The 26,463-nt window shown below is 58.6% G+C and carries 25 protein-coding genes; 15 read left to right on the top strand and 10 right to left on the bottom strand.

Annotation, left to right across the window (positions count from 1 at the left end; translation table 11 throughout):
- Window positions 1-28: 28 nt before the first annotated feature.
- From ytfE to gdhA, 3 genes are all read left to right on the top strand, one after another.
- The gene (gene ytfE / locus B3520_RS04580; RefSeq protein WP_286804380.1) at window positions 29-712 is read left to right on the top strand and encodes an iron-sulfur cluster repair protein YtfE; all 684 of its coding nucleotides are present in this window, start codon (window positions 29-31) and stop codon (window positions 710-712) included.
- Window positions 705-3,071 (top strand): nitric-oxide reductase large subunit, encoded by a 2,367-nt coding sequence (locus B3520_RS04575; RefSeq protein WP_286804379.1) that lies wholly within the window; start codon window positions 705-707, stop codon window positions 3,069-3,071. Before ytfE ends, B3520_RS04575 begins: the two co-directional genes overlap by 8 nt.
- Before the next feature lie 83 nt (window positions 3,072-3,154).
- Complete coding sequence (gdhA, locus tag B3520_RS04570; protein ID WP_024461252.1) at window positions 3,155-4,501, top strand: NADP-specific glutamate dehydrogenase; 1,347 nt, start codon at window positions 3,155-3,157, stop codon at window positions 4,499-4,501.
- A 42-nt stretch (window positions 4,502-4,543) separates the two neighbouring features.
- Here the strand turns inward: gdhA and rnk are convergent, their stop codons facing one another.
- The 3 genes from rnk to B3520_RS04555 form a co-directional block, all read right to left on the bottom strand.
- A complete protein-coding gene (gene rnk, locus B3520_RS04565) occupies window positions 4,544-4,927 on the bottom strand; it encodes a nucleoside diphosphate kinase regulator (RefSeq protein ID WP_286804378.1) in 384 nt (127 codons plus the stop codon).
- A gap of 309 nt (window positions 4,928-5,236) precedes the next feature.
- Entirely contained in the window at window positions 5,237-5,617 is a 381-nt protein-coding gene (locus B3520_RS04560; protein ID WP_286804377.1) for a GreA/GreB family elongation factor, read from the bottom strand.
- 203 nt (window positions 5,618-5,820) lie between these two features.
- Entirely contained in the window at window positions 5,821-7,410 is a 1,590-nt protein-coding gene (locus B3520_RS04555; RefSeq protein ID WP_286804376.1) for an MFS transporter, read from the bottom strand.
- Between the two features lie 448 nt (window positions 7,411-7,858).
- On the opposite strand from B3520_RS04555, the gene sufT reads away from it, so the two are divergent.
- Window positions 7,859-8,377 (top strand): putative Fe-S cluster assembly protein SufT, encoded by a 519-nt coding sequence (gene sufT, locus B3520_RS04550; RefSeq protein WP_286804395.1) that lies wholly within the window; start codon window positions 7,859-7,861, stop codon window positions 8,375-8,377.
- Between the two features lie 12 nt (window positions 8,378-8,389).
- On the opposite strand, the gene yghU is transcribed toward sufT, so the two are convergent.
- Complete coding sequence (yghU, locus tag B3520_RS04545) at window positions 8,390-9,232, bottom strand: glutathione-dependent disulfide-bond oxidoreductase (RefSeq protein ID WP_286804375.1); 843 nt, start codon at window positions 9,230-9,232, stop codon at window positions 8,390-8,392.
- 100 nt (window positions 9,233-9,332) lie between these two features.
- Between yghU and B3520_RS04540 the strand changes: the two genes are divergently transcribed.
- Window positions 9,333-10,691 carry an OmpP1/FadL family transporter gene (locus B3520_RS04540; RefSeq protein WP_286804374.1) on the top strand — a complete coding sequence of 453 codons (1,359 nt, stop codon included), beginning with the start codon at window positions 9,333-9,335 and terminating at the stop codon, window positions 10,689-10,691.
- Between the two features lie 45 nt (window positions 10,692-10,736).
- Here B3520_RS04540 and B3520_RS04535 read toward each other — a convergent pair whose 3' ends face one another.
- Entirely contained in the window at window positions 10,737-11,396 is a 660-nt protein-coding gene (locus tag B3520_RS04535; protein WP_123638275.1) for a peroxiredoxin, read from the bottom strand.
- 182 nt (window positions 11,397-11,578) lie between these two features.
- Window positions 11,579-12,742 carry a cytochrome P450 gene (locus B3520_RS04530; RefSeq protein ID WP_286875493.1) on the bottom strand — a complete coding sequence of 388 codons (1,164 nt, stop codon included), beginning with the start codon at window positions 12,740-12,742 and terminating at the stop codon, window positions 11,579-11,581.
- A 254-nt stretch (window positions 12,743-12,996) separates the two neighbouring features.
- On the opposite strand from B3520_RS04530, the gene B3520_RS04525 reads away from it, so the two are divergent.
- The 5 genes from B3520_RS04525 (at window position 12,997) to B3520_RS04505 (ending at window position 17,343) form a co-directional block, all read left to right on the top strand.
- Entirely contained in the window at window positions 12,997-13,410 is a 414-nt protein-coding gene (locus B3520_RS04525) for a c-type cytochrome (RefSeq protein ID WP_286807240.1), read from the top strand.
- 38 nt (window positions 13,411-13,448) lie between these two features.
- Window positions 13,449-14,585, top strand: a complete 1,137-nt coding sequence (locus B3520_RS04520; RefSeq protein WP_286807241.1) for a multicopper oxidase domain-containing protein — start codon at window positions 13,449-13,451, stop codon at window positions 14,583-14,585.
- 12 nt (window positions 14,586-14,597) lie between these two features.
- The gene (locus B3520_RS04515) at window positions 14,598-14,912 is read left to right on the top strand and encodes a hypothetical protein (RefSeq protein ID WP_286807242.1); all 315 of its coding nucleotides are present in this window, start codon (window positions 14,598-14,600) and stop codon (window positions 14,910-14,912) included.
- Window positions 14,913-14,932: 20 nt separating this feature from the next.
- Window positions 14,933-15,568, top strand: coding sequence for an SCO family protein (locus B3520_RS04510; RefSeq protein WP_286807243.1), 636 nt, complete (start codon window positions 14,933-14,935; stop codon window positions 15,566-15,568).
- Window positions 15,569-15,696: 128 nt separating this feature from the next.
- A complete protein-coding gene (locus B3520_RS04505) occupies window positions 15,697-17,343 on the top strand; it encodes an FG-GAP repeat domain-containing protein (protein ID WP_286807244.1) in 1,647 nt (548 codons plus the stop codon).
- A gap of 114 nt (window positions 17,344-17,457) precedes the next feature.
- On the opposite strand, the gene B3520_RS04500 is transcribed toward B3520_RS04505, so the two are convergent.
- Window positions 17,458-17,664 carry a cold-shock protein gene (locus B3520_RS04500; protein WP_024461242.1) on the bottom strand — a complete coding sequence of 69 codons (207 nt, stop codon included), beginning with the start codon at window positions 17,662-17,664 and terminating at the stop codon, window positions 17,458-17,460.
- A gap of 293 nt (window positions 17,665-17,957) precedes the next feature.
- Here B3520_RS04500 and B3520_RS04495 point away from each other — a divergent pair, with 293 nt between their 5' ends.
- The 4 genes from B3520_RS04495 to B3520_RS04480 all read left to right on the top strand — a co-directional run bounded on the left by B3520_RS04495 (window position 17,958) and on the right by B3520_RS04480 (window position 22,239).
- Entirely contained in the window at window positions 17,958-19,556 is a 1,599-nt protein-coding gene (locus B3520_RS04495) for a BCCT family transporter (protein WP_286807245.1), read from the top strand.
- A gap of 315 nt (window positions 19,557-19,871) precedes the next feature.
- Window positions 19,872-21,260 (top strand): FG-GAP repeat domain-containing protein, encoded by a 1,389-nt coding sequence (locus tag B3520_RS04490; RefSeq protein WP_286807246.1) that lies wholly within the window; start codon window positions 19,872-19,874, stop codon window positions 21,258-21,260.
- Window positions 21,261-21,293: 33 nt separating this feature from the next.
- The gene (locus tag B3520_RS04485) at window positions 21,294-22,001 is read left to right on the top strand and encodes a succinate dehydrogenase iron-sulfur subunit (RefSeq protein ID WP_265365887.1); all 708 of its coding nucleotides are present in this window, start codon (window positions 21,294-21,296) and stop codon (window positions 21,999-22,001) included.
- Window positions 22,002-22,014: 13 nt separating this feature from the next.
- Window positions 22,015-22,239, top strand: coding sequence for a DUF3565 domain-containing protein (locus tag B3520_RS04480; protein WP_286807247.1), 225 nt, complete (start codon window positions 22,015-22,017; stop codon window positions 22,237-22,239).
- 27 nt (window positions 22,240-22,266) lie between these two features.
- On the opposite strand, the gene B3520_RS04475 is transcribed toward B3520_RS04480, so the two are convergent.
- Window positions 22,267-22,803: a hypothetical protein gene (locus B3520_RS04475; RefSeq protein WP_286807248.1), complete on the bottom strand. Its 537-nt coding sequence runs from the start codon at window positions 22,801-22,803 to the stop codon at window positions 22,267-22,269.
- A 225-nt stretch (window positions 22,804-23,028) separates the two neighbouring features.
- Between B3520_RS04475 and B3520_RS04470 the strand changes: the two genes are divergently transcribed.
- Window positions 23,029-23,250: a hypothetical protein gene (locus B3520_RS04470; protein ID WP_286807250.1), complete on the top strand. Its 222-nt coding sequence runs from the start codon at window positions 23,029-23,031 to the stop codon at window positions 23,248-23,250.
- A 50-nt stretch (window positions 23,251-23,300) separates the two neighbouring features.
- On the opposite strand, the gene cysI is transcribed toward B3520_RS04470, so the two are convergent.
- Together cysI and B3520_RS04460 are read right to left on the bottom strand one after the other, a co-directional pair.
- Complete coding sequence (gene cysI / locus B3520_RS04465) at window positions 23,301-25,010, bottom strand: assimilatory sulfite reductase (NADPH) hemoprotein subunit (RefSeq protein ID WP_286807251.1); 1,710 nt, start codon at window positions 25,008-25,010, stop codon at window positions 23,301-23,303.
- On the bottom strand, window positions 25,010-26,463 hold a 1,454-nt coding region (locus B3520_RS04460), incomplete at its 5' end, for an assimilatory sulfite reductase (NADPH) flavoprotein subunit (RefSeq protein WP_286875491.1). The genes B3520_RS04460 and cysI, both read right to left, overlap by 1 nt.

Genomic DNA, 26,463 nt, shown 5'->3' with positions numbered 1-26,463 from the left:
TCTGGTCATCGCACAAGGGGAGCTGCCTATGAATTGGCTGACACAATCGGTGGGAGATATTGCCCGGGAATTACCCGGGGCCACCGGGGTATTTCACGGTTACGGTCTGGATTTCTGCTGCGGGGGTAAGCAAGCACTCGCGCGGGCCGTCGAGCGCAAGGGCGTTGATGCCGAGGCACTGACCGCGGAGCTCGACCGGCTGCACGCCCAGGCCGATGGTGCCCGGGGCGACTGGGCGGACGCCGACAATGCCGAGCTGATCGAGCACATTCTGACCCGCTATCACGACGTTCACCGGGAGCAGCTGCCCGAGCTGATCCGGTTAAGTCAGCGCGTTGAGCTGGTACACGGCGGACACCCGGAGTGTCCGTCCGGCCTGGCGAGCCATCTTGAGGGGTTGCTGGCCGAGCTGGAAAACCACATGGCCAAGGAGGAGCAGATCCTGTTCCCCATGATCAGCCGGGGCATGCTCGGGATGGCCGGCGGACCGGTCGGCATGATGCGCCATGAGCACGACGAGCACGCCCAGGGGCTGGCGCGCATTCACGAGCTGACCCGGGGCATCAATCTGCCGGTGGGCGCCTGCAATACCTGGCGCGCCCTGTACCTGGGGCTGGCCACCTTCGAGGTGGACTTGATGGACCACATCCATCTGGAAAACAACATTCTTTTTGATCGCATTGACGGACAGGGGGCCGCGGCACATGGGTAAGTACAAAAGATTATGGTGGACGCTGATTGGCACATTGGCGGTTACCTTCGGTTTGTTGGGGTACTTTGGGGTCGAGGTGTACCGCAAGGCGCCGCCGATTCCGGATCAGGTGGTCACCGAAAGTGGTCAGACATTGATGACCGAAACCAGTATTCTCGACGGTCAGACCGCCTGGCAATCCGTGGGTGGTATGCAGCTCGGCTCCATCTGGGGGCACGGCGCCTATCAGGCGCCGGACTGGACCGCCGATTGGCTGCACCGGGAGCTGCTGGCCTGGCTGGAGTTGGCCGCTCAGGACAACTTCGGTGTCAGTTATGACGAGCTCGATGGGCGCGATCAGAATGCCCTTCAGTACGAGCTGAAGGAAGCCTATCGCACCAACACCTGGGATGCGGAGACCGACACCCTGGTGGTGTCCGATCGACGCGCTCAGGCGATGGCGCAGACAGCGGATTACTACAGCCGTCTGTTCGGCGGTGCCCCGGAGTTGCAGCCCACTCGGGAAAGCTACGCCATGAAAGAGGTCACGCTGCCGAGCGAAGAGCGCCGGGATCAGATGACCAATTTCTTCTTCTGGACCGCCTGGGCCGCCGCCACCGAGCGCTACCCCGGTGAAGCGACCTACACCAACAACTGGCCCCACGAGCCGCTGATCGACAATAAGCCCACCGCCGAGAACATCGTCTGGTCCATCGCCAGTGTGGTGCTTTTGATCGCCGGTGTCGGTGGCCTGGTCTGGGGTTGGGCGTTCCTGCGCAAAGAGGACGAAGAGGAGCCACAGGCGCCCAAGCAGGACCCGATCACCACTTTTGCGCTGACGCCTTCCCAGAAAGCCCTGGGTAAATACCTGTTGGCGGTGGTGGGACTGTTCACTCTGCAGGTGTTCCTGGGCGGGTTCGTGGCTCACTACACCATTGAGGGGCAGGGCTTCTACGGTATCCAGACCTCGGACTGGCTTCCTTACTCCCTGATGCGCACCTGGCACATTCAGTCGGCCATGTTCTGGATTGCCACCGGCTTCCTGGCGGCGGGCCTGTTCCTGGCGCCGGTCATCAACGGCGGCAAAGATCCGAAGTATCAGAAGCTCGGCGTGGACATTCTGTTCTGGGCGCTGATTGCCGTGGTGGTGGGTTCCTTTGCCGGTAACTTCCTGGCGATCAACCAACTGATGCCCGCCGAGTGGAGCTTCATGCTGGGCCATCAGGGGTATGAATACGTCGACCTGGGCCGCTTCTGGCAGATTCTCAAAGTTGCCGGCATCGCCTTCTGGTTGTTCCTGATGATGCGCGGCATCGTGCCGGCCCTCAAGCAGGGTGGCGACAAAAACCTGTTGGTGTTGTTGACCGCCTCCGTGGTGGCCATCGGCCTGTTTTACGGTGCCGGGCTGGCTTACGGCGAGCGCACCCACATTTCCATCATGGAGTACTGGCGCTGGTGGGTCGTGCACCTGTGGGTAGAGGGCTTCTTTGAAGTGTTCGCCACCGCCGCACTGGCCTTCATTTTCTGCAGCATGGGCCTGGTATCCCGTCCCATGGCAACCGCCGCCTCCCTGGCATCGGCGTCACTGTTCATGCTCGGCGGCGTGCCCGGTACCTTCCACCATCTGTACTTCTCCGGTACCACCACACCGGTCATGGCGGTAGGGGCCTCGTTCAGTGCGCTGGAAGTTGTGCCCCTGGTGGTGCTCGGTTATGAAGCCTGGGAGAACTGGCGGCTCAAGTTCCGCGCTCCCTGGATGCAGAACATCAAGTGGCCGCTGCTGTTTTTTGTCGCCGTGGCGTTCTGGAACATGTTGGGCGCCGGCGTGCTGGGCTTTATGATCAACCCGCCCATCTCGCTCTACTACGTACAGGGGCTCAATACCACGCCCACTCATGCACACGCCGCCTTGTTCGGGGTGTACGGCTTCCTGGCGCTGGGCTTCTGCCTGCTGATTCTCCGCTACATTCGCCCGAACATGGCGTTCAACGAGCGCGTGATGAAAACCGCCTTCTGGTGGATGAACGGTGGTCTGGTGCTGATGTTGTTTACCAGCCTGTTGCCGGTGGGCGTCATCCAGTTCGTTGCCAGTGCCTCTGAGGGCCTGTGGTATGCCCGCAGCGAAGCGTTCATGCAGACGCCGCTGTTGGAAACCCTGCGTTGGGTCCGCACCATTGGCGATGTGATTTTCATTGTCGGCGCCCTGGCAGTGACCTGGCAGGTGGTCAAGGGCGTACTCTTCCCGGATGCACCCGATCAGATAGTCGAAGGCCGACTGGAAAAAGCCTGGGCCCCCGCCTATGCTGAGTCCGATACGGCCATGGCTGAAGCGCATCAGGGTGACAGCGTGTGCTGCGGGCACTGTGGCGGCGATAAATAGCCGCAGGTTTGACACGCTGGTGTTTCACGTCCACAGGGCGGGCTCAGCCCGCCCTTTTTGTCTTAACGGTTTGGGAGAAGTGAATGGTCAATGCCAAAGAGCGTATAGATACCATCTATGACGTGGTCAAGAACCGAAACCCCGGGGAAACTGAATTTCATCAGGCGGTCTGGGAGGTCATTGAAACGCTGACGCCCGTGCTGGAAAAATGCCCTTATTACGCCAAACAGAAAATCATCGAGCGCATCTGTGAACCGGAACGGCAGATCATTTTTCGGGTGCCCTGGCAGGATGATGACGGGGAGGTTCACATCAACCGCGGCTTCCGGGTTGGTTTCAACAGCGCGCTGGGGCCCTATAAAGGTGGGCTGCGGTTTCATCCCAGCGTCCTGCTGGGGACCATCAAATTTCTTGCCTTTGAGCAAACCTTTAAAAACGCCCTGACCGGCCTGCCGATTGGCAGTGGTAAGGGTGGCTCCGATTTCGATCCCAAGGGGAAATCCGACAATGAAATTATGCGTTTCTGTCAGAGTTTTATGACCGAGCTATACCGGCATATTGGCGAGATGACCGACGTGCCGGCCGGGGATATTGGTGTCGGTGCCCGTGAAATCGGCTTCCTTTTCGGGCAGTACAAGCGCATTACCAATTGTTATGAGTCCGGGGTGCTGACCGGCAAGAGCCCAAGCTGGGGTGGCGCACTGGTTCGTAAAGAGGCGACCGGCTACGGCCTGGTTTACTTTGCCGAGGAAATGCTCAAGGCGCGCAACGAATCACTGAAAGGAAAAACCTGCGTGGTGTCCGGCTCCGGCAACGTGGCGATTTACGCAATTGAAAAGTTGCAGCAGTTGGGAGCCAAGGTGGTGGCCTGCTCTGACTCCGGCGGAGTGATTTACGACGAGCGGGGCATCGATCTGGACACGGTGAAGGAAATCAAGGAGGTGCAGCGCGACCGGATCAAGGCGTATGCCTCTCAACATGGCGAGGCTGACTATCGGGACAAAGGAAACATCTGGGATATTCCCTGCGACCTGGCGTTCCCCTGTGCCACCCAGAATGAACTGGATGAGAAGGCCGCGCAGACGCTGGTCGAAAACGGTTGTCTGGCGGTTGCCGAGGGGGCCAACATGCCCTGCACGCCGGAGGCGGTGGATTGCTTTATGGAAAACAATGTCGCCTACGGCCCCGGCAAAGCGGCCAACGCCGGTGGCGTGGCGACATCGGCCCTGGAAATGCAGCAGAATGCCAGTCGTGACTCCTGGACATTTGAGCACACGGAAAAACGTCTGCGCCAGATCATGGCCAACATTCATAGAGACTGTTACGACACCGCTCGGGAGTTTGATCTGGATGGCAACTATGTGGCGGGCGCCAACATAGCCAGCTTCCGGCGAGTGGCGGATGCCATGTTGGCCTTTGGTGTTATCTGAGGTCTGCCAAACGAGCTGACGATCGGTGCTCGGCACCGGTCGTCAGTCTGCTCGGCTGACCGCTTCAACTTTCACGGTGGTGCGCTGGGTTTTACTGATCGGCCAGTCAATTTCCTGCCCTTGTTTCAGGCCAATAATGGCGCTGCCAATGGGGCTCAAAATGGACAATTTGTTCTCCGTGTTATCCAGCTCGGTGGGATAGACCAGCGTATAGGTGAACGTCTTTCCGGTCGACTGAACCGTAAACGTCACCTGTGAGTGCATGGTCACCACATCGTCCGGAAGCTTGGCCGGCGTCACAATTTTTGCCCGCTCCAGCTCTTCTTCCAACTGATTGGTGATGGTGTCCTCGGGAACCGATTCCAACAGTTTCCACAATCGCTCATAGACTTCTTTGGTCAACGTAATTTTGGGTTTCGATGCCATACAAATTCCTCATGGTAATGTTAGGTAAAGAGTGCGCCATCCTTGGCGGTAACACTATTCTTTGCTGTTGTTTTGACGTTTGTCGCGTTTTTCCGCACGTTTTTCCTTCAGTGTGCGCTTTGCCTGTTTCTTTTCGTTTCGAGACATGCGAGTAGTCCTCTAGCTGATGGTTGTTTGTGTGGTTGACCACACATCGGCATAGACAACGTGGCAGTGCCACGAACCAGCATGCAATTGAATCACCCCCTTGAAAGTGTCTTTTTAAGCGCCCCGCCGTCTGCCGTCGCGGGGGCTCGGTAAATAGGTGTGTCACCTGATCGCAGCGATCTGGTATCTCAAGATTGACCCAAACACCTTGACGGTAACCGTATCGCCCGGCTTGCGGCCCATGAGCGCGGCGCCAAGAGAAGAGAGAAAGGACACTCTGCCTTCGACCGGAACACTCTCTTGGGGCGCCACCACCACGAGGGTGCAAGGCTGATTTTCCTGCAGGTCAATCAGTTCTACCTCGCTGTTGATCGAAACGGTTTCGACATCAACGGCTTCAAGGTTGTTTGGTTTGCCAGCCAGATCAAATAAGTACGATAACGTGACCGGCTCAATATCCATGCCCCAGGGGCGGGTGATGTAAAAATCTTGCGCACGCCGTCTCAAGGAGCCCAGCAGCTCCTGGCGTGAAGAATTACACATGGCAGACTCCTGGCCTACAATGCGATGGATGAATCGGTTGTGAGTAAAATAGGGTATGCCCGAGTGCTGAGCGTTAGCACTCGGTTAAGAGGGGAAGATGGGGGCAAGCCTCCACATCAGAAATTGCGCCAGTACGTTGTTCACGAAAATCCTGTGTTTTTCAAAATGACGTTGCTTTGAGGTTACCCCAACGAAAATAAAAGTCAACGGTATGTTTGGGATCTTCGGCGTTTCGCGGTCAAAGCATGTCGCACGTCTTCCAGGCGCAGGCCGCGGGTATCAATGCCACCGATAAACAGCAGTGCTGCGGCCAGCAGTAGCGGCGCCGCGATGACCAGCGCGGACCAGGAGAGAAAGTCCATCAGACCCGCGACTCCCAGAAGGGTACCGGCGATGCCGCCCAGTTTGGAGCTGGCGGCGACCAACCCTGAGCCGGTGCCGCGTAGATGCACCGGATAAATCTCCGAGGCGTATGGAATCAGCATGGCGATGATGCCACTGGCACTCATGAGCAGCAGTGCGGTGCAGGCGGTCAGTATTTCCACTGTCAGCCAGCCCATGGCGGCGCTCAGGGCGAAGACCCCCAGGGCGGCAGCGGTCAGGGAGGTAAACAGCGTGAGTGTGCCGATGGAGCTCCAGTGGTGGTAAAGCCAGATCACCAGTGCCACGCCCGGCAGCGCAAAAAACGCGGACTTGGCGATCAGAGAGTTGGCGTGCTCGGCAAGCCCCAGGCTGTACAGGTTGGTGGGCAGCCAGAGAAGAAATCCGAAATTGACGAGCCCCCAGGCTATGCCGGCGGTGGTCAAGCCCCAGGTAATGCCGGTGTAGGGCGCGCGAAACAGGTCTTTGAGGGTGGCGTGGCCGGTATCGGGCTCGGGTTCGACCACCACATTCTGCTCCGAGTGTTGGGCGCCACTAAACCGCGTCAGTACCTGACGAGCTTCGTGGGTCATGCCCCGACTGGCCAGGTAGCGAGGGGATTCCGGAATATACCGATTCAACAGTATGACGATCATCCCGGTAGGCAACCCGAGCAGCCACAGAATGCGCCAGCTGAACAGCGGCTCCAGAAGGGTGGCGGATCCTGCGGCGGCCAGATAGCCCGCCGTGGTGCCCAGTCCGCCCAGTGCGACCAGCAACCAGCCTCGGTGCCGGGCCGGCACGGATTCCGCCATCAGGGCAAAGGTAATGGGCAGCAAGCCCCCGGCCGATAGCCCCATGAGGAAGCACATTGCGAGGTTCCAGCTGTAGCTGGGCATGGCGCCGCAAATTGCGGTTCCGATGAACATGAGCGCGGAGAGCAAAATCGCGGCTCGTCGACCAAAGCGGTCCGCCGCCATACCCCAGAAGATCGACCCCAGTGTAGTGCCGGTCAGGGCGACGACTGCCAGGACGCCAGCGGACTGGCTGTTCAGGTCGTATTCTATGGACATGCCGGGCATGACAAAGCCGAGCGTGGCCGGCTTCATGACGTCCACCGTGACGGCAATCATCAGAACCATGACCAACTTCCAGTGCTCCGCGTTTAGCGGTACCTGGTCGGCCACATGGAATTGCAGGTGCGGGTCGCTCTGTTGGCGCAGCTCGCTCACCCGAGGCACCACGCCGTAGGCGGAACACAGCAGTCCGAGGGGGATCAGCGCCATGCCGATAAGCATCGTGGTGCTCATGGGCATGCCCGCCATCTGATAGCCCATGGGGGCGGCATGCAGAAACATGGGAATGTGCGACAGCACACCCAGAGTGATGCCGGCACACCCAAACCAGAATGCCAGTGGATGGTAAAACCGCATGGGAGAGCCTCAACGCCGGACAGTGACGGTGGTTAATAGTTGAGTTTTTTACTCAGGTATTTAGCTTTATTCACTTTGATGGTAGCATAACGGTTGTTGATAATGTGTATTCAGAGAGCATCTTATGCAGCCCAGTTTTCATATCTCCGAACTCGCCCGCAATTACCTGATTGAGCTGCTCAGCAGCCAGGGTGTGGATGCGGCCAGGATATTTGTGGTGGAAGCCGGCACCCCTCGCGCCGAAACCTGCCTGGCGTACTGCCGGCCGGGCGAGGAGTCGGAAACCGATCTGGAGGTGTACGAGGGTGACCTGAAGCTGTTTCTCGACAAGCGCAGCCTGCCCTACCTGAAGGGGCTGGAAATCGGCCTGCAGGAAAAAGGCGAGCAGAAGCAGATCACCATCCGCGCCCCCAACGCCAAGAAGCCCCAGAGTGCCCAGGGGCGCGAGGTGGAGTTTGAACGCGAGTGCCCGGCCAAGCTGGTGCCCTCCGGTGATGACCTGATGATTCCTAAAGGGGCCGAGGCGGCGATTACCCAGGCATTAGGGGCCAGCTACACGTTGCTGTACCACGGCAACCTGATTCGTATCGACGGTAAAGACGCCGACGCCATCGGTCTGACTTCCAATGCGCTTGAGTTTGAAGCGCGTGAAGACGGCCGCATCGATGAAGATCAGGTCTGGAAGGCGCTGTCCATGGTGTACGATCCGGAAATTCCGGTGAATATCGTCAGCCTGGGCCTGGTGTATAAAATGGATGTGGATCAGGCACGCGGCCATGTGTTTGTGGAAATGACCCTAACAGCACCCGGTTGCGGAATGGGCGATGTGCTGGTGGATGATATCAAGCGACGCCTGGCGGAAGTGCCCCATGTCCACTCCAGCGACGTCCAGTTGGTGTTTGATCCACCCTGGACGCGCGAGATGATGAGTGAAGAAGCTCAGTTGGAAACGGGAATGTTTTTCTAGGGGCGGTTATCCCTACCCATCAAAATCCGCGGCGTCGTGGCGCTCGCGCAATTGCTCGTGAGGTTCGCCCCAGGTGCGATTGACTTTGCGCCCGCGCTGCACGGCTTCCCGTTGATCGATGGCCTGCGCCCACCGCTTCAGGTGTCGATACTCATCCACCGATAAAAACTCGCCGGCATCGTACAGGCGCCCCAACACCAGTTCGCCATACCACGGCCAAATGGCCATGTCCGCAATGCTGTACTGCTCTCCCGCCAAATAGGTTTTGTCCGCCAGCTCGCGATCAAGCACGTCCAACTGCCGTTTGACCTCCATGGTGAAACGATTGATGGGGTACTCGTAAGGCTCCGGTGCGTAGGCGTAAAAATGCCCAAACCCGCCGCCCAACAAGGGTGCGCTGCCCATCTGCCAAAATAGCCAGTTGAGACACTCGGTGCGGCCCGCGATGCTGTCGGGAATAAATGCGCGAAACTTGTCAGCCAGGTAAAGCAGAATCGAACCGGACTCAAATACCCGTGTGACCGGATCGGTACTGTGGTCGACCATGGCCGGTATCTTTGAATTGGGATTAACCGCCACAAAACCACTGGAGAACTGATCCTGCTCCATGATGTCGATGTAGTGTGCGTCGTACTCCGCTCCCGAAATTCCGCGAGCGAGCAGCTCTTCGAGCATGATGGTCACTTTTACGCCGTTGGGTGTTGCGAGTGAATAGAGCTGCAGTGGGTGCTTACCAACCGGTAGCGCTCGCTCGAATCGGGCCCCCGCAGTGGGGCTGTTGATGCCACTGAATTTACCGCCGGCCGATGTGTCTGGCGTCCAGACTTTGGGTGGGGTGTACGAGTGCTCGCTCATTATTCCTCCATTCACGATCGGTTGCTTGCGTTTTGAAACTGCTACACTACAGTTCGATGACGTTGACACACATAACCACTGTACGCAGGAGGAGAATACCATGGATCAAAAAGCGCTCCGCGCCTGTTTTGCGCTGTCCTTGCTGGGTTTGCCGTCGGTAACCCTGGCGTCTTCTTTCCAGCTACTTGAGCAAAGTCCGGCCCATATGGGCAAGGCATTTGCCGGCACGGCGTCGGATATTACCGATGCCTCTACGGTCTACTTCAATCCAGCGGGCATGGCACGTCTGGACGGTCAGCACCTGACCCTGGGCGGAAACGTCGTGCTCACCGAAGCGGACTTCGTCAACGACGGCAGCAATTACGTCATTCAGGGTAACGCCGTGCCCGTGCAGGGCAGCGGAACCACCGACGAAACCGGGTTTATTCCCAATGCCTATTGGGTCGTTCCGGTATCCGAGCAGTTCACCCTGGGCCTGGGCGCGGGCGGCCCCTTTGGTCTTTCCAGTGACTTTGGTGCCGAGTGGCCGGGGCGCTACGACGCCACCTTCAGTGAGCTGGAAGTCACCAACCTGAACCTCACCAGTGCCTGGGCACCGAACGATCAGATCGCCTTCGGTTTGGGGATCAACTATCAGATGATCGATGTCACTCTGCAAAGCCAGTTTGACTCCACCTTGGGTGCCAGCCCGGATCCCGCCACCGACAGTAGTGCGAGCATTGAAGGGGACGATGACGATATCGTGTTCGATGCCAGCGTGTTGTGGACACCGGCCCCGGGAACACAGTTGGGTTTGATCTGGCGTCAGGGTGGGGATTTTACTCTCGATGGCAGTGCCGCCTTTGAGCTCAACGCCGCCTGTGCACCCGGCGCGGGTTCGCCTACCGGCGCACCACCGGCACCGACCACCGGTACTTTATGTGCAGGCGCTCTGACCGGGCTGGAAGGTCCGGTCACCGCAGGGGCGGAGCTGCCGGATACCATCACCCTGAGTGGTTCGCAACAGTTGAATGATGTGTGGACCCTGCACGCGGACATTGCGCAAACCCGCTGGAGCAGCATTCAGACCATTGCGGTTGATAATGTTGATAACGGCGAGAACGTGGCCACACTGGACCTGCGTTACGATGACACGCTTCGCCTGGCGTTGGGCGCCAGCGCGGCGTTGACGGATACCTTCACCTTGCGTTTTGGTGTGGCGCAGGACGAGGCGCCGCAAACCGATCCGGAGTTTGTCAGTCCGAGAATTCCGGATGAAGATCGTACCTGGTTGGCCGTCGGCGCCAACTTCCATGTATTCGATTCGGTCACCATGGATGTGAGTTACGCTCACCTGCTGGTGGATGATGCTCAACTGGAGCGCACTGAGCCAACCCCTCTGGGCGGAAGCTACACTCTGGAAGGCAGCTTCGACAGCTCGGTCAACATCCTGGCGGCCCAGATCAACTGGCAGTTTTAACCGATCACCGGCCGGGGCGGTCAGCCTCGGCCGGTGTAACAGTTTTTACTGCGGCTGCTTGGCCGTTCTCAGGTAGGGCTTGAGGGTTTTGAAACCTTCGGGGAATTTCTTCTTGGCGTCTTCGTCACTGACCGACGGCGGAATGATGATGTCTTCACCATTTTTCCAGTTCACCGGTGTGGCAACGGTGTGCTTGCTGGTCAACTGCACGGACTCCAACAGGCGCAGAATCTCGTCAAAGTTGCGGCCGCTGGTCATCGGGTAGATCAACTGGGCTTTGATTTTTTTGTCCGGACCGATGATGAACACCGCGCGCACGGTGGCGTTGTCGGCGGCGGTGCGACCGTCCGAGGAAGCGCCTTCATCTTCCGGCAGCATGTCGTACAGCTTGGCCACGTTCAGATCCGTGTCGCCAATCATCGGATAGTTGGGCGCGGTGCCCTGGGTTTCTTCAATGTCCTTGGCCCACTTGGCGTGGTTGTCCACCGGATCGACCGACAGACCGATGATCTTGGTGTTGCGCTTGTCGAATTCCGGCTTGAGTTTGGCCATGTAGCCCAGCTCGGTGGTGCACACCGGGGTGAAGTCTTTCGGGTGAGAGAACAGGATCGCCCAGGAGTCGCCAATCCACTCGTGGAAGTTGATTTCGCCTTCGGTGGTTTGGGCGGTAAAGTCGGGTGCTGTGCTACCAATACGCAGGGCCATGAGACCTCCTTTCGGGATCAAACACAAATGATGGAATGGAACCATTGATAGTGGGGCCGGCCCGGGCAAATACAAGCCCTGACCGGCCGATCAGTAGAAAAGATGATAAAGGCCGCACCGGTGATCGTAAAATGACCTTTCCGTCTAATCCATAGCGTTCGGTTATAACGAAGCACGCAGCGTCAGCTTGCGTCGAAATCCAACCACAGGTGCTGGTAACCGCTGGCCGGATAGTACGCATTGACCGGTGCCTTGTCGGGCGTCGGCGCAAAGGCGCCGCTGATCTGTAATAACTCCTCCATCAGTACCCGAAGTTCCAGCCGGGCCAGCGGTGCGCCGGGGCAGACGTGCAGGCCGGCACCGTAGAGCAGGTTCTGGCTCTGGTCGCGCCCCCAGCGGAACTGGTCGGGCTGCGGAAACACGCGTTCATCCCGATTGGCTGATACCCAGTTGACCGTTACCCGGTCTCCGGTTTCGATTTGGCGGCCTTGCAGCGTGGCGGGGCAGGTGGCTTTGCGCCGATTGGTGACCAGCGGGCCGTGAATACGCAGAATTTCGTCCACGGCTTCCGGAATTTTGTCCACATCATCGCGAAGCTCCGCCTGCAGCTCGGGGTGTTCGGCCAAAAACTTCAGCAACAGGCCAACCGAGGCGGCAATGGTGCCGATTTCGCCCACGGTCCAATTGCGCAGAATACTGACGATGTCTTCCTCGGGAATGGGTTGACCATCGATGGTACTGCGCATGATGTCCGTGGTGGGATCTTCCGGCGCCCAATCGCCCTGCTCACGTCGGGTTTCCAGCAGTTGGTGAATATAGCGACTGAAACGCTGGGCAATTTCCGCCATGGCCTCCCGATCGCCGGCCAGCGTGGCCTCGTGGTTTTCGTGGGCCCATTCGCGCAGCGGCTCCTGCAGGCTGTCGGGCCAACCGAGAAAGGCGCACTGGATCTGCAAGGCGAAGGGCTCCGCCAACTCGGTCACAATATCGACCTGCTTTCGTCCGGCGATCGCTCGAGCCAGCTCGGCGGCAATGTCGCGGCACTCCGGCTCAAACAACGCCATGCGCTGATCGGTAAAAAAGGGCTCTATCAGTGTGCGGTAAGGCGTGTGTTCGGGCTGATCCAGTCCATTGGGCACGGAGCGGTGCTGCGAGACCTGATTACTGAAGGTTTCATGATCGGTCACCACTGCCAGCACATCCTCGTGGCGAAACACGGACCACCCCATGTACTCGCTGAGGGCCACCGGGCAGCGTTGGCGCATGTCATCGAAGCTGGCGACGGGGTTATCCAGAACCGTGTCGCTGCGAGGGTCCCAATCGTAGGTCGGGCGGTGATCGGTCATGAAACTCCTCCCGGGGAAGTGTTGGTTCAGGATTGCTGCTCTCATGGGTTGTTACCTCCATGTTACGGCGCTTGCGCCCTTGAGCCTACGGGAATACTCCCCAATCCCCATCGTCTACCCCCAATAGGGCATTTCAGAGGGGCGCCGAATAACCCATCGGCGCAATAGTGTGGCACCTGAATTTCTGGTCTGATGAAGCTGTGTGGGAAATCGTAACAGGTGCGATTTTCCCGGTAACAGATCGAGGTGTTTACATGAATCGTCCCGCCTTTTCCTTGTCCCGCCGTGGTTTCTTTGGCCGCTGTTTGTTGGGGGCTCTGGCGAGCCTCAGCCTCAACCTTTACGCCGCCGACCCCGCCAATGGCAAAACCGTTTATCAGATGAATTGTCAGGCCTGCCATCAGCCCGCCGGTGCCGGTATTCCCGGCGCCTTTCCTCCCCTGGCCGATAACGCCAATCTGTCCGGCAACCCCGACTATATCGCGCAGGCCATCGTCAAGGGCGTCTCCGGTCCGCTGACGGTGAACGGAAAATCCTACAACAGTGTGATGCCGTCCATGGCCCACATCAGTGATTCGGATATTGCCGACCTGGTGGCCTACATCCTGTCGGATCTCAACGGCAGTGATTTGACCCTATCCGAAGCCAATATCAGTGCATTGCGTTAACGGTACCCATTTTATTAATTGATAGAGAGAACTTAACGATGAAACAGATGATGAAAATGATGGCCCTGGGGGCGAGCGTGAGTGCCTTGGCGGCGTTAGTAGGCTGTTCTCAGGCCGGGCCCATGGCCACCGCCGGTGAGTTTGAAGTCGAGGGCAAGGTCTACGGCATGCCCAAGGCCGAAGTGTTCCGTGAGGATTACCGGGGCGATGCGGTGGTGGGCGATACCATGACCGCGTCCCCCCATTTGGCCAAGCTCGACTACGCCGGCAACAAAACCCATCAGGTCCGGCTGGACACCCTGTCCCAGAAAGTGGAGGTGGCCCCGGGCGTGAGTTACACCGCCTGGACCTTTGGCGGCAGCGTGCCTGGTCCGGTGTTGCACGTGCGCGAGGGCGACCGGGTGGTGTTTACCATGAAAAACCGCTCCGACGAGGCCGTGCTGGTGTCCGAGCCCGGCAAGGGCGCCGCGCCTTTCTACCGGCAGATGGCGGACAACCCCTACCAGAAACCGGAGGCGGCCATTTCCCCCATGCCTCACTCCATGGACTTTCACAGCGGCACCGTGGCGGCCGATGATAAGTGGCGCAGCATCTCGCCAGGGGAAACCATCCAGTTCGAATGGGTGGCCAACTATCCCGGTGTCTACATGTACCACTGCGGTACATCCAGTGTGTTGATGCACACCGCCATGGGGCAGTACGGCGCGGTGGTGGTTTCCCCCAAAGAGGGCTACCCCACGGAAGCCGATCACGAATACGTGATTACCCAGTCCGAGTTCTATCTGCAGCAGGTGGGCGAGTCCTATATTTATGATCACCAGGCTGCCATGGCCAACAATCCCAGCCACGTGACCTTTAACGGTCATGTGTCCGCCCTGATGGATCAGCCCCTGCGCGCCAAAAAAGGTGACCGGGTGCGCCTCTACGTTTTGAACGCCGGGCCCAACGGCACCTCCAGCTTCCACGTGATCGGTGCCATCTTTGATCGGGTCTGGTACGAGGGCAATCTGGAGAACGAGTGGCGCGGTATGCAGACCGTACTTCTGGGAGCCAGTAACGGTGCGGTGATGGAGTTCATCGTTCCGGAAGACGGGCTGTACAAATTGGTGGATCACGAGTTCCACGACGCCGAGCGCGGCGCCGCCGGCGCCTTGATTGCCGCACCGGCACAGTAGGAGGAGAGCGAGATGTCAGGGTGGTGTAAACAATGGTTGTGGGGCGGGCTCCTGTTGGCCGGCACCGTCACCGCCCTGGCGGCCGAGCCGGTGGTGGTACCGGAGGGCAATTTTGAACACCCGGTGCTGCTCGACCGGGAGCGCCGCACCGAGTGGGTGGCAAGCTTCCGGGTGGATTTTGGCGGTGGTTCCTGCGGTGATACCGGCCGGCTCATACTGCGCTACGACAGCGCTCACTACGCCACTCTGCTGCGCTACCAGATGCGCAGCAACCACGCTCCGGAAACCACCGCCAGCAACCTCGGCTTCCGTTGCGTTTACCCCTGATTGAGGATACCTGAATGAACATGAACGGTTTCACAAAGGCCTGGCATTGGCTGGCCGCTCTGGGCCTTTGGGCGTTGGCTGGACTGGCGCTTGCCAGCGACCACGCGAACCACGGCGGTCACGACCATCACGGCCACCATAATCACCATACCCCTCTGGGAATGGCCAGTGACATCCCGGAGGGCTCGCTGCATCAGTTCGATGCCACGTGGCAGACCCACCGGGGCGAGACACTGCGCCTGAGTGATCTGGCGGGACAGTCGGTGATTGTGACCATGATGTACGCCAGTTGCACGACGGCCTGTCCGGTGCTGGTGGAAGATGTGCGTCGCATCCATCAGGGGTTGTCCGCCGAGCAGCGCGACAACGTGACCTTGCTGTTGGTGAGTTTCGATACGGAAAATGACACCGTCGAGGTGCTCAATGAGTACGCCCACAATTTCCGGGCCACGGAGGCGCCCTGGCACTTTGCCACCGGCTCGGCGGCGGATGTGCGCACCCTGGCGGCGCTGCTGGGTATCCGCTACCGGAAAAATCCCAGTGGCGGTTACGACCACAGCAACGTGATTGCACTGCTCAACGCCGACGGGGAGGTCATCCACCGCCGGGAGGGGCTGAACCAACCGGTCACTGAGGCCGTAAACAGTCTGCATTGAGCGTCGGGGCGCGTTCAGTCGTGCCCCGGCCTGGTGTACACTGGGCCTCACAATGATAAACGGCGCCGGAGAGGCCTTCGGAGCCGTTTATCATTGTGGGACCCAACAAACACAGCGGCACTACGGTTATGCATCGAACCCTCTTCAGGAACCGACTGGTTTTTACCACCGAATGGCACGGCATCCTCCGACGCTTACGGGTCGGCCTGATGGTGCTTGGCGCGGTAATCTCAACGCCGGTGCTGGCCCAGGTCCAACCCCAACCCCAGACCCAACCCGGCCCGTCCCAGCCCGAAGAGCGGCTATCCCGCGAACAAGTGGTGGCGCTGACGCAGCGCTATTGCGGTGGCTGCCATCAGGTGCCCTCGCCCTCGCTGCTGCCCCGGCACAGTTGGCCGCGGGTGATCGACTCCATGGTGGAGCTGGCCAAAAACCGCACCGGTCAGGACGTGATCCCGGCGGACGCCGTGCCCCATATCAAGGCGCTCTATTACGGGTCCAGCCCCGAGCAGTTGGCCAGCCTCCCCTATATTGATGACCCCCATCCGGCCATGAGCTGGTCCTCCGAGCGAGTGGGTGATGGGGTTGGCATTCCGCAAATTCTCAATATCCAGCGGGTGGCATTGGACAATGATGCCAAGTTCAACTTTCTGGTCAGCGACGGCGAGCGCGGCGAGTTGCGCCTGCTGCAAACCGATGGAGGTGAAAACCCACAGTGGCGCGAATCCACCATTGCCGAGATTGAGCTGCCGATAACGGCCCGAGCCGTCGACTTTAACGGCGATGGCCGGCAGGACATTCTGGTGGCCGATCTCGGTGAATTTGCCCCCAGTGGGGTATTGGCGGGCAAAATTTTTCTGTTGCAGCAGACGCCGAAGAGCGGCTACGAAAAACAGCTATTGATTCATCAGCTCGGGCGTGTGACCGATGTGCAGGCGCTGGACCTGGACGACGATGGCGATCTGGATATCGCCGTGTCGGTGTTTGGTGGTGCCGGCATAGGCGAGGTGTTCTGGCTGGAGAATCAGGGCGGTGGCGATTACCAGAAAAGACCTCTGTTGGGGTTGAGTGGTGCGCTCAATATCACGCCTGCGGATCTCAACGGCGATGGCAAAATGGACCTGATCACACTCCTAGCTCAGGAATATGAAACCATGGTCGCCTTTGTCAACCAGGGCGACGGCAGGTTTGAACGGGTGGATCTGGTCAGTGCCGGGCATCCGTTGTTTGGTGCCACCAGCATGAATGTTGAGGATCTGAACCGTGACGGGAAGCCCGACATCATCTTCACCAATGGTGATGCTTTCGATACCCAAACCGACCCCAAGCCTTACCACGGTGTTCAGTGGCTCGAAAACAAAGGCGATATGCAGTTTGCCGCCCACGACATCGGCCGTTTCTATGGCGCTGCGAATGCGGCGGTGGCGGACATGGATGGCGACGGCGATCCGGATATTGTGGTCAGTAGCTGGACCAATTACTGGGACGATGAAAAACGTCAGTCCCTGATCTGGTATGAAAATACTGGCGACCTGACATTCCAGCCTCGGCCCATCAGCGATGAATACCGCGGTGTGGTGCCTCTGGAGTTGGTGGATATCACCGGCAATGGTCGCCTGGATATCATTACCGGTGCGTTCCGTATGGATATCCTCAAGGATTTCTTGCGGGTGGAAGACGGTATTCCCTCCATGGACACCGACAAAATGAAAGCGGATCAGCGTGCACCCAGCGATCGATTGTTACTAATTCGTAACCGTGCCTCTGAAAATTGAACACAAAAAAACGGCGCCCTGTGAGGGGCGCCGTTTTTGATTCAGGGGTAACCCCTGAAAGAACACAATCCGTCGGCCTTCGGTTGTCGGCGACGGGCTGTGTCAGCAGACGATTTAGATCGCCTGAATGTTCTCGGCTTGCGGGCCTTTCTGACCTTGGGTCACGTTAAAGCTGACCGCTTGGCCTTCGGCCAGGGTTTTGAAGCCTGAACCAACGATGGCGCTGAAGTGTGCAAAAACGTCCGGACCGGATTCCTGCTCCAGAAAACCAAAACCCTTCGCTTCGTTGAACCACTTAACTGTTCCAGTAACTACTGACATAATCGTACCTATAAATCATTTGATGGTGGCCCTGATGGACCGGTGGTGCTAAAAAGGTTCTATTACTTAAAAAGACAGGACGATGACGTGCGACAGAGTTGCTAGCTACGGGCAGGGATCGAACAGGTTTTTACAATATAAATCAGAACTTCCTAACCCGAGCCATCCTACAGGCTTTAGGGTGACTGTCAACGTATTTATCATTGCGTTTGTCATTTGAGTGGCTCATGTTAGGCTTTTTCGCTACAGATCAAGCACTTGGCTCCCCCAGAAATTTTGAAGCAGAGCGTCTTATGAACAGACCCGGCTGGGTTTTTTACGGATCGGTGGCACTGTTGAGTGCATTTGTTGTACTCGGTATTTTCTGGCCAGAGCAGTTGGCAGGTGGTTCAGAGCAGGCGCTGGCCTTCACTACCAGCCACTTCGGCTGGCTGTACCTGTTTGTCACCACCGGTTTTCTGGTGTACTGCATTGCTCTGGGGGCCGGCCGTAGTGGCAACATCCGGTTGGGGTCCGACGGTGAAGCGCCGGAATTTTCCTACCCTACCTGGTTGGGGATGATTTTTTCGGCCGGGATGGGGGTTGGCCTGGTGTTCTGGGGTGTCGCCGAACCCATGACCCACTACGTCAATCCGCCTCTGGGCATGGCCGAGGGGCGCAGCGCCGAGTCCGCCGAGTTGGCCATGCAGTACTCGCTGTTTCACTGGGGGTTTCATCAGTGGGCCAACTTTGCCGTCGTGGGGCTTGCGATTGCCTACGTCCGCTTCCGTCAGCAGCGGCCGGGCCTGATCAGCGAAACCTTTCGCGCCAGTCTGGGCGACCGGGTTGATGGCGGCTGGGGGCACGCCATCAATGTGTTGGCGGTGGTATCCACCGTGTTTGGTGTGGCGACCACCCTCGGTTTGGGGGTGATTCAGATCAACAGTGGCATGGGCTCGGTGTTTGGTATGGCATTCGGCACTACGCCCCAGCTTGCCATATTGGCCGGGGTGGCCATTGTGTTTTTACTTTGCTCACTGGCGCCTCTGGAAAGTGGCGTGCGCTATGTCAGTGACGCCAACATGCTGCTGGCCGCCGCCGTTCTGGTGTTTGTTTTCTTTGCCGGGCCCACTGATTTCATCACCGCCGCCATGACCAATGCCATTGGTGATTACTTTTCCAACATGATCGGTATGAGTCTGGTGATGTCGCCCTACACGGGGGAGGACTGGGTGGCCCGCTGGACGATTTTTTACTGGGCCTGGGGCCTGTCCTGGGCGCCCTTCGTGGGAAGCTTCATCGCCCGTATTTCCAGAGGTCGGACGATTCGGGAGTTCGTGGTTGGCGTCATTGGTATGCCGGTGCTACTGAGCACCCTCTGGTTTGCCACCTTTGGCGGCTCATCGCTGTACTTCGAACTGTTTGAAGGTGCAGCGCTGGGCGACGCGGTGACCCGGGAGATGAGTTCGGCGCTGTTTCAAATGCTTGAATTTCTCCCCGCGGTGGGTTGGATCAGTGCCTTGGTGTTGGTCCTGATTGTGCTGTTTGTCATCACCTCGGCCAACTCGGCCACCTTCGTGCTGGGCATGTTCACCAGCCGGGGTGTGCTCTCGCCAAGCCGGCCCATGCGACTGACCTGGGGCGTCATTCAGGTATTGGTGGCCGGCGTACTGCTGCTGAGCGGTGGCCTGACCGCACTGCAGACCATCTCGATTGTGGCGGCTTTCCCGTTTATGGTGCTGATGGTGTTTATGGCCGCGTCACTGCTCAAGTCCCTGCGCAATGAACAGCGACAGATGGAGTTGCACGAAGCATTGATGCGAGAGCGCATTCAGCGATTGCTGGATGACACGGATCGCCGGGCTCAGGAATTCCGTTCGGGCGACACCCAAGACCCGGTGAAAGAAGACTGACGACCGCGGTACTCCATTCTGGGTAGTGTGTCGGACCGGCGGTTATGGTTAGCTGTTGGCCAGGAGGGCCCGATGCAACCCACACGCTTTCATTCGAAATACGTCACAACCAAAACGACATGGTCGGTGCGCTCTAGGCGTCAAGTGACGGTCTGTACTTTGCTGTTGGCTTTGCTAGCGCCGCTGCACGCGTTGGCCGAAGGCCAGGTGGAGCCAAAGTCTGTCGAAGAAATTGTCGCGTTAACCGAGCGCTATTGCGGTAGCTGCCATGCACTGCCTTCGCCGGATTTGTTACCCAAGCGGAGCTGGCCGGCCGTGATTGACACCATGGTCGATTTGGGGCGTCGGCGCGCCGGTCAGGAGGTGATTCCCGCTGACGTTGTGCCACACATTAAAGCCCTTTACTACGGCTCAAGCCCCGAACAGTTGCCACGCCTTCCTTATACGGAATCCTCAGACTCGTCGGCCTGGTCGGCAAAGGTGGTGGGAGAGCGATCGCGGCTGCCGCAAATACTGAACCTACAGCCGGTATCACCAGAGCGCTTTGGCAGTGACGCGGCAGCGGCTTTTCTGGTCAGCGACGGCGAGGCAGGCGAAGTTCGCTTGTTGGAGGTTCCATCAAATCACCCGGCGTCGGACCCATGGCGAGAAACGACGCTCGGCCAGTTCACCCTTCCCATTCAGACTCGGGCGCTGGATTACACGGGCAATGGTCAGCAGGATATTGTGGTCGCCGATCTTGGTGAGTTACCCCCGAGCGGTGCCCTGGCGGGCAAGCTGTTTCTGCTGGCGCAAGATGACAAGGGGCGGTTTGAGCGCCGGCTGCTCTATGACGGTTTAGGCCGGATCTCGGATGTGCAGGTGCTGGATATCAATGAAGACGGACTCCTGGATCTGGTTGTGGCGGTGTTTGGCGGCAATGATATCGGCGGTGTGCTCTGGCTCGACAACCGGGGGGACGGGCGTTTCGTCCGGCAGGACTTGCTGAACCTCAGTGGCGCCCTCAATATCGTTCAGGCCGACTTGAACAACGATGGCCTTCAGGATCTCGTCACTCTGGTGGCCCAGGAACATGAAGTCGTGATCGCTTTTATCAACGAAGGTGCGGGGCAGTACCGCACCATGGAGCTCGCAAGAGCCCCACATCCGATGTACGGCTTTACGCAATTGCAAGTGGCCGACCTCAATAGCGATGGTCGGCCCGATTTATTGATGACCAATGGCGACGCCTTTGATACCCAGAACGAGCCCAAGCCGTACCATGGCGTTCAGTGGCTCGAAAATCGCGGTGATTTGCAGTTTCAGTACCGTAACATTGCCAGGTACTACGGTGCGGCCAAAGCGACGGTTGCCGATATGAATAACGATGGTCATCAGGATGTACTGGTCAGTAGCTGGGTGAACCACTGGGACGATCCTCGGCGACAATCCATGGTATGGTTTGAGAATAACGGTGATGAGACGTTCCGTTCACGGCCGCTGGCCGGTAACCGTCACGGGTTGGTCCCGATGGTTGTCACCGATCTGAACCGAAATGGTCGCCCTGATGTGCTCGCCGGCGCCTTCCGCATGGACCTGTTGCGTCGAGTGATGACCGGAGCCTCGCAGAATAGGCACGGCGATGTTGACGCCAGCGCCGATCAGCCACGCCTGTATTGGTTCGAAGCGCCATTCCGTAATGAACCCGAAAAGCCGGAACATTGACCGAAAAATCACGCGATCAGAGAGGTAGACGCCATGCTTCAAGTATCCATCTACCGCTATCATCCCGAGTACGATGAAGCGCCGCACATGCAAACGTATTCGATTGATGATCCATTCCGGTCGCGTATGGTGCTCGATGTGCTTGAACACCTGAAGGCCGAGGATCAGACGCTGGCTTACCGGCGCTCCTGTCGGGAGGGCGTGTGCGGCTCTGACGGTATGAGCATCAATGGCGTTAACCGTTTGGCGTGCATTACGCCGGTGGAGGAGGTGCTCGACCGGCGCGATACGCTGGTGTTACGCCCGTTACCGGGCATGCCGGTCATTCGCGATCTTGTGGTGGACCAAACCCAATTCTTTAATCAGTACAAACGCATCCATCCGTATCTGATCAACGACGACCCGCCTCCGGCCATAGAGCGGTTACAGAGCCCAGAAGATCGCGCCAAACTTGATGGACTGTATGAATGCATTCTGTGCGGCTGTTGCTCTTCGGGTTGCCCCTCCTATTGGTGGAATCCCGAGAAGTACGTTGGCCCTGCCGGACTGCTGCAGGCTTATCGATTCCTGTCCGATTCCCGTGATAAAGGGTTGAAACAGCGACTGGAAGAACTGGAGGATCCGTTCAGCGTGTTTCGCTGTCACAGCATCGGAAACTGCACCCATGTCTGCCCCAAGGGCCTGAACCCCATGAAAGCCATCAGCGATATCAAGCGGCTGTTGCTGAAAAACGGCGTGTAACCCGGGAGCATTCATGGAGCAACCGATCATCGGCTACCACAAAGATGAAGAAGACCACTGGGTGGCGCGCCTGGCCTGCGGCCACAATCAGCATGTTCGTCACAACCCACCTTGGGTGGAGCGCCCCTGGGTTACCACTGAAATGGGGCGGGCTTCCATGCTTGGCACTCGGTTAAATTGCGTCAAGTGCGATCGCCGCGAACCGGCGGATCATTCTCAGTGTGCGTTAGAAAATTAGGATGCCAATCCCAAACGGAACCACCGATCAATGGTCGTGATGTGATGTGTCTCCGGCAGACTCGATAGCATCAACCCAATCCGCTGGAACGGCCGGGGCTTCCAGTCCCGGGAAGCGGTCGGTGGTGTAGGTGCTGTGGCAGGCGACACAGGCTTCTGTCATTTTCGTGAACGTATCCAGTTGCCGAGGCGTGTCCTCTGAGTGACCCGATTCAGCCAGGGATGCGGCCAGCTCATGCAGATGAGCGTCCATCTGAAGAAACGCCGAAGGCACAGCGGCCTTCAGGTCCTGACGGTCTTCCTGTGTCAGGGACTGTTTCAGAATGAAGCTGTCGTGAATGGCCTGGCCTTTCTCGGCCACCCTCTCGTGCTCTCCCTTAACAATGGCACTGAAAATGTCTTGCATGGCCTGGTCTATCTGGCGCATTTCCTTGATCAACAAACCGCGCAGCTTAGGGGGCAACTCTGGCCCGACGGGTTCGGCCGCTAGTGTTGCAGTCACGGGTGTCAACATGAGTGTCGCGGCAAGCGCGGAGACGTGAAGTCCTGAGCGATTAAAGATCATGGGGGTCTCCTTAGGATTCTGAGCGAACGATAATGGCCGTTTTGTCGTTATGGTCCGTTTTTATAGGGTAGCACCGTTCTAGAGCTGGTCGTGGGGGGCGATACCGGAAAGCGGTTGCACAAGGTCTCCGAGGGTGGTAAAACTATAAGTAGTATATTGTATGAATCTTTAGGGTGAGCCAATCCTTATGACGTGAAAAACCGTCTATACCTCGGGAGGTATGTCATGCAACCGATCAAGCTTCTCAGTCTGGCGCACCTGGGGATGGTGCTGAGCATCGCCCTCTCGTTGGGGGCGGTGGCCATGGGTTATTGGTTTTATCATGGCCTGACGTTGGCGTGGCAGGTGGCCGCACATGTCAGCCTGATTCCCTTCGTGACCCTGCTCAAAATCAGTTACATCACGCGCTTAGTCGCGCTCAAACAGCTTGGTCGGCCGGTAGATTGACCCTCGTCAGCCCTTCGAGAGGGCGTGACGGGGCAATTTCGCGGGATGGATCAACCGCGAGCGATCAATGGCTGGTGAAAATCCTCGGGGCCGCTGTAGGGGCGGATAACGCCGCTGCGGTAGAGAAAATCCCCAAAGCCTTCATCGGCATCGCGCTCCCGGGCAAAACGCTCGAACAGCGGTTTCAGATCGGCGAGTATCTGTGCCTCGTCGATATTCTCCCGGTAGAGTCGATTTAACCGATTGCCGCCGGTATCGGCGCCCAGGTACAGGTTGTATTTTCCCGGGGCCTTTCCGGTGAGTGCAATCTCCCCCAGGTAGGGGCGGGCGCAGCCGTTGGGGCAGCCGGATACGCGCAATTGAATCACCTCGCCACCGATGCCCGCCTCACTCATCAGCTGGTGAATTTTCTGACTTAGCTCCGGCAGGTAACGTTCGGATTCCGCCATGGCCAATCCACAGGTGGGGAAAGCCACGCAGGAAATGGCGTTGCGTGCCAGGGGTGAGCTTTTACCTCCATCATCCAGACCGTAGTGGTCCACCAGCTTCTGGATGGCTGATTTCTCCTGTTCACTGACGCCGGCGATGATCAGGTTCTGGTTGCAGGTGATGCGAAATTCGCCTGAATGAATTTTAGCGATGCTGCGCAACGCGGTACGCAATTTCAGTTGCTCGAAATCGCGAATGCGACCGCTGGGGATGAACAGCGTCAGGTGGTGCCGACCCCGATCATCCTCGGTCCAGCCGAATTGATCACCGCTGTCCTTGAGGGTGTAGTCTCGCAGTGGTTCCAGCGGCGTTCCGTGCACCTCGGCAAACCGTTCCTTGAACCAGTCCAGCCCGTAATCATCGAGCGTGTATTTGAATCGGGCGTGAGCCCGGTCGGTGCGGCAACCGTGATCGCGCTGAATGGCGGCAATGGCTTCGCAGGCATCCACCACCTGATCGGCCGGCACAAAGCCGACCGGGCTGGCAAGGCGCGGGTAGGTACCGGTCTCTCCGTAAGTCATACCCATGCCGCCGCCGACCGCGATGTTGTAACCGACGATATCGCCATCTTCTTCAATAGCGATCAGGCCGATGTCGTTGGCTAATACATCGCAATCATTGTGGGGTGGCAGAGCGATGGCGACCTTGAATTTTCGGGGCAGGTAGCGGTAGGTGTAGAAGGGTTCTTCCTCTTCGCCTTCGCGGGTTTTTGGCGCCTCGTTCAGCCAGGTTTCTTCATAAGCCCGCGACCGCCACATCAGTCGTTCGCTGATCTGCACCGCATGGTCATAGACCCGTGCGTGATTGGCAGAAAGGTGCGGGTTGACGTTCGCCACCACGTTGCGGTTGACATCCCCGCAGGCGCCCCGGCTGTCCAGCCCCAGCGAATCCAGATGTTGAATCAGCGGTTGCAGGTTTTCCTTGAATACCCGATGAAACTGAAACGTCTGTCGGGTGGTCAGGCGCAGGCTGCCGTCGGCAAAGCGGTCGGCGACTTCATCAAGTCCGAGCCACTGGTCCGGGGTCAGTACTCCGCCGGGCAGCCGCAAGCGCAGCATAAACTGGAAGTGCGGTTCGAGTTTCTGTTGACGACGTTCTTCGCGCAGCTCCCGGTCGTCCTGCTGGTAGAGACCGTGAAACTTGCTCAGGTGCGTGTCTTCATCGTGCAGTGCGCCGGTGGCGTGATCCGCCAGGGAATCGCGCAGGGTGCCGCGCAAATACCGGCTTTCGCGCTTGATCTGTTCGGCTAAAGGCAAATCGTCATGGCTCATCAGTACACATCTCTCTGGTAGCGTTTGCTTCGGGTCAGCTCGCGCAGGTATTGCTCGGCACTGTCGCGGCTTTTGTGTCCGTGGGTGCTGATCACGTCGATCAGGGCCTCGTGCACGTCCGGCGCCATGGCATTGGCATCGCCGCACACGTACAGGTGCGCGCCGTCCTCAATCCAGCGCCAGAGCTCCGACCCCGCTTCTCGAATCCGGTGTTGCACGTACACCTTGTCTGGCCCGTCCCGGGAAAAGGCCACGTCCAGTCGACTGAGCAGTCCCTGCTTGCGCCACTGGAGCCATTCGCGCTGGTAGAGAAAATCGGTGCGAAAGTTCCGGTCGCCAAAAAACAGCCAGTTTTTGCCCGCATGCGCTTCGGCCTCGCGCTCCTGCATGAAGGCTCGAAACGGCGCTACCCCGGTGCCCGGGCCGATCATCACAATGGCCGTGTTGGGGTCATTCGGGAGGCGGAAGTTCTTGTTCGTGTCGATAAACACCGGCGCGGTGTCATCCAGCGCCAGGCGATCCGCCAGCCAGGTGGAGCCCACCCCTTCACGCAGGCGCTCGCGTTGTTGGTATCGCACCGCCGCCACGGTCAGATGCACTTCCTCGTCCACAGCCGCCTGGCTGGAGGCGATGGAGTAGAGCCGGGGCGGCAGGCGACGGATGTGATCCACCAATGTCTGGGCGCTCAGTCCGCCAATGGGGTATTCCTGGAGCAGATCCAGCAGATCTCGCCCGTGCAGCCAGTCGATCAGCCCCCGTTTATCGTTGGTCAGCTGTTGAAGCTCGCTGGCCTCACTCAGTTTGGCCCACTGTTGCACCGTCGGTGGTGTCAGTCGCGTCAGCTCAAGATGATGCTGCAACGCCTGGTGCAGTGTCAGGGAGTCGTCCTTGAGCGTCACGGCTTGCTCGCCGTCCAGCCGGGTCTGCTCGAGAATCCGGGCCACCAGCTCCGGATCGTTCTGCACATAAACGCCCAGGGAATCGCCGGGTTGGTAGCGCAGCCCGGAATCTTCCAGGGAAAACTCCAGGTGGTGTACCGCCTTGCTGGAGCCACGACCGTTCAGCGTTACCCGGTCCAACAGAGGGGCGGAAAACGGATGCTTGCGATCATGGCCCGCAGCGGTGGAGGTAGATGCTGTGGGTGTCGGGGCAACCGCAGCCGTGCTTTTTGTCTCGGATTTGAGTACCGATAACAGTTGCGTCATCCACTGATCGGCGGCCTCCTCATAGTCCACGTCACAGTCCACGCGATCCACCATCCGCTCGGCACCCAACGCCGCCAGACGTTGATCAAAATCCACCCCGGTCTGGCAAAAGTATTCGTAACTGGAATCCCCCAGCGACAGCACGGCGTAATGCAACTGACCGAGCTTCGGTGCCTTGCGCCCGTGCAGGTATTCGTGCAACCCAAGGGCATTATCCGGCGGATCGCCTTCGCCGTGGGTGGAGGTGC

Origin of the sequence: Marinimicrobium sp. UBA4509, assembly GCF_002388575.1 — a bacterium.
Taxonomy (GTDB): domain Bacteria; phylum Pseudomonadota; class Gammaproteobacteria; order Pseudomonadales; family Cellvibrionaceae; genus Marinimicrobium; species Marinimicrobium koreense.
This window is presented reverse-complemented; position numbering and strand designations above follow the sequence as displayed.

Coding starts and splice junctions, on each gene's coding strand:
- ytfE (WP_286804380.1), top strand. CDS start 29: ATGAATTGGCTGACACAATCGGTGGGAGATATTGCCCGGGAATTACCC.
- B3520_RS04575 (WP_286804379.1), top strand. CDS start 705: ATGGGTAAGTACAAAAGATTATGGTGGACGCTGATTGGCACATTGGCG.
- gdhA (WP_024461252.1), top strand. CDS start 3,155: ATGGTCAATGCCAAAGAGCGTATAGATACCATCTATGACGTGGTCAAG.
- rnk (WP_286804378.1), bottom strand. CDS start 4,927: ATGGCATCGAAACCCAAAATTACGTTGACCAAAGAAGTCTATGAGCGA.
- B3520_RS04560 (WP_286804377.1), bottom strand. CDS start 5,617: ATGTGTAATTCTTCACGCCAGGAGCTGCTGGGCTCCTTGAGACGGCGT.
- B3520_RS04555 (WP_286804376.1), bottom strand. CDS start 7,410: ATGCGGTTTTACCATCCACTGGCATTCTGGTTTGGGTGTGCCGGCATC.
- yghU (WP_286804375.1), bottom strand. CDS start 9,232: ATGAGCGAGCACTCGTACACCCCACCCAAAGTCTGGACGCCAGACACA.
- B3520_RS04540 (WP_286804374.1), top strand. CDS start 9,333: ATGGATCAAAAAGCGCTCCGCGCCTGTTTTGCGCTGTCCTTGCTGGGT.
- B3520_RS04535 (WP_123638275.1), bottom strand. CDS start 11,396: ATGGCCCTGCGTATTGGTAGCACAGCACCCGACTTTACCGCCCAAACC.
- B3520_RS04530 (WP_286875493.1), bottom strand. CDS start 12,742: ATGACCGATCACCGCCCGACCTACGATTGGGACCCTCGCAGCGACACG.
- B3520_RS04525 (WP_286807240.1), top strand. CDS start 12,997: ATGAATCGTCCCGCCTTTTCCTTGTCCCGCCGTGGTTTCTTTGGCCGC.
- B3520_RS04520 (WP_286807241.1), top strand. CDS start 13,449: ATGAAACAGATGATGAAAATGATGGCCCTGGGGGCGAGCGTGAGTGCC.
- B3520_RS04515 (WP_286807242.1), top strand. CDS start 14,598: ATGTCAGGGTGGTGTAAACAATGGTTGTGGGGCGGGCTCCTGTTGGCC.
- B3520_RS04510 (WP_286807243.1), top strand. CDS start 14,933: ATGAACGGTTTCACAAAGGCCTGGCATTGGCTGGCCGCTCTGGGCCTT.
- B3520_RS04505 (WP_286807244.1), top strand. CDS start 15,697: ATGCATCGAACCCTCTTCAGGAACCGACTGGTTTTTACCACCGAATGG.
- B3520_RS04500 (WP_024461242.1), bottom strand. CDS start 17,664: ATGTCAGTAGTTACTGGAACAGTTAAGTGGTTCAACGAAGCGAAGGGT.
- B3520_RS04495 (WP_286807245.1), top strand. CDS start 17,958: ATGAACAGACCCGGCTGGGTTTTTTACGGATCGGTGGCACTGTTGAGT.
- B3520_RS04485 (WP_265365887.1), top strand. CDS start 21,294: ATGCTTCAAGTATCCATCTACCGCTATCATCCCGAGTACGATGAAGCG.
- B3520_RS04480 (WP_286807247.1), top strand. CDS start 22,015: ATGGAGCAACCGATCATCGGCTACCACAAAGATGAAGAAGACCACTGG.
- B3520_RS04475 (WP_286807248.1), bottom strand. CDS start 22,803: ATGATCTTTAATCGCTCAGGACTTCACGTCTCCGCGCTTGCCGCGACA.
- B3520_RS04470 (WP_286807250.1), top strand. CDS start 23,029: ATGCAACCGATCAAGCTTCTCAGTCTGGCGCACCTGGGGATGGTGCTG.
- cysI (WP_286807251.1), bottom strand. CDS start 25,010: ATGAGCCATGACGATTTGCCTTTAGCCGAACAGATCAAGCGCGAAAGC.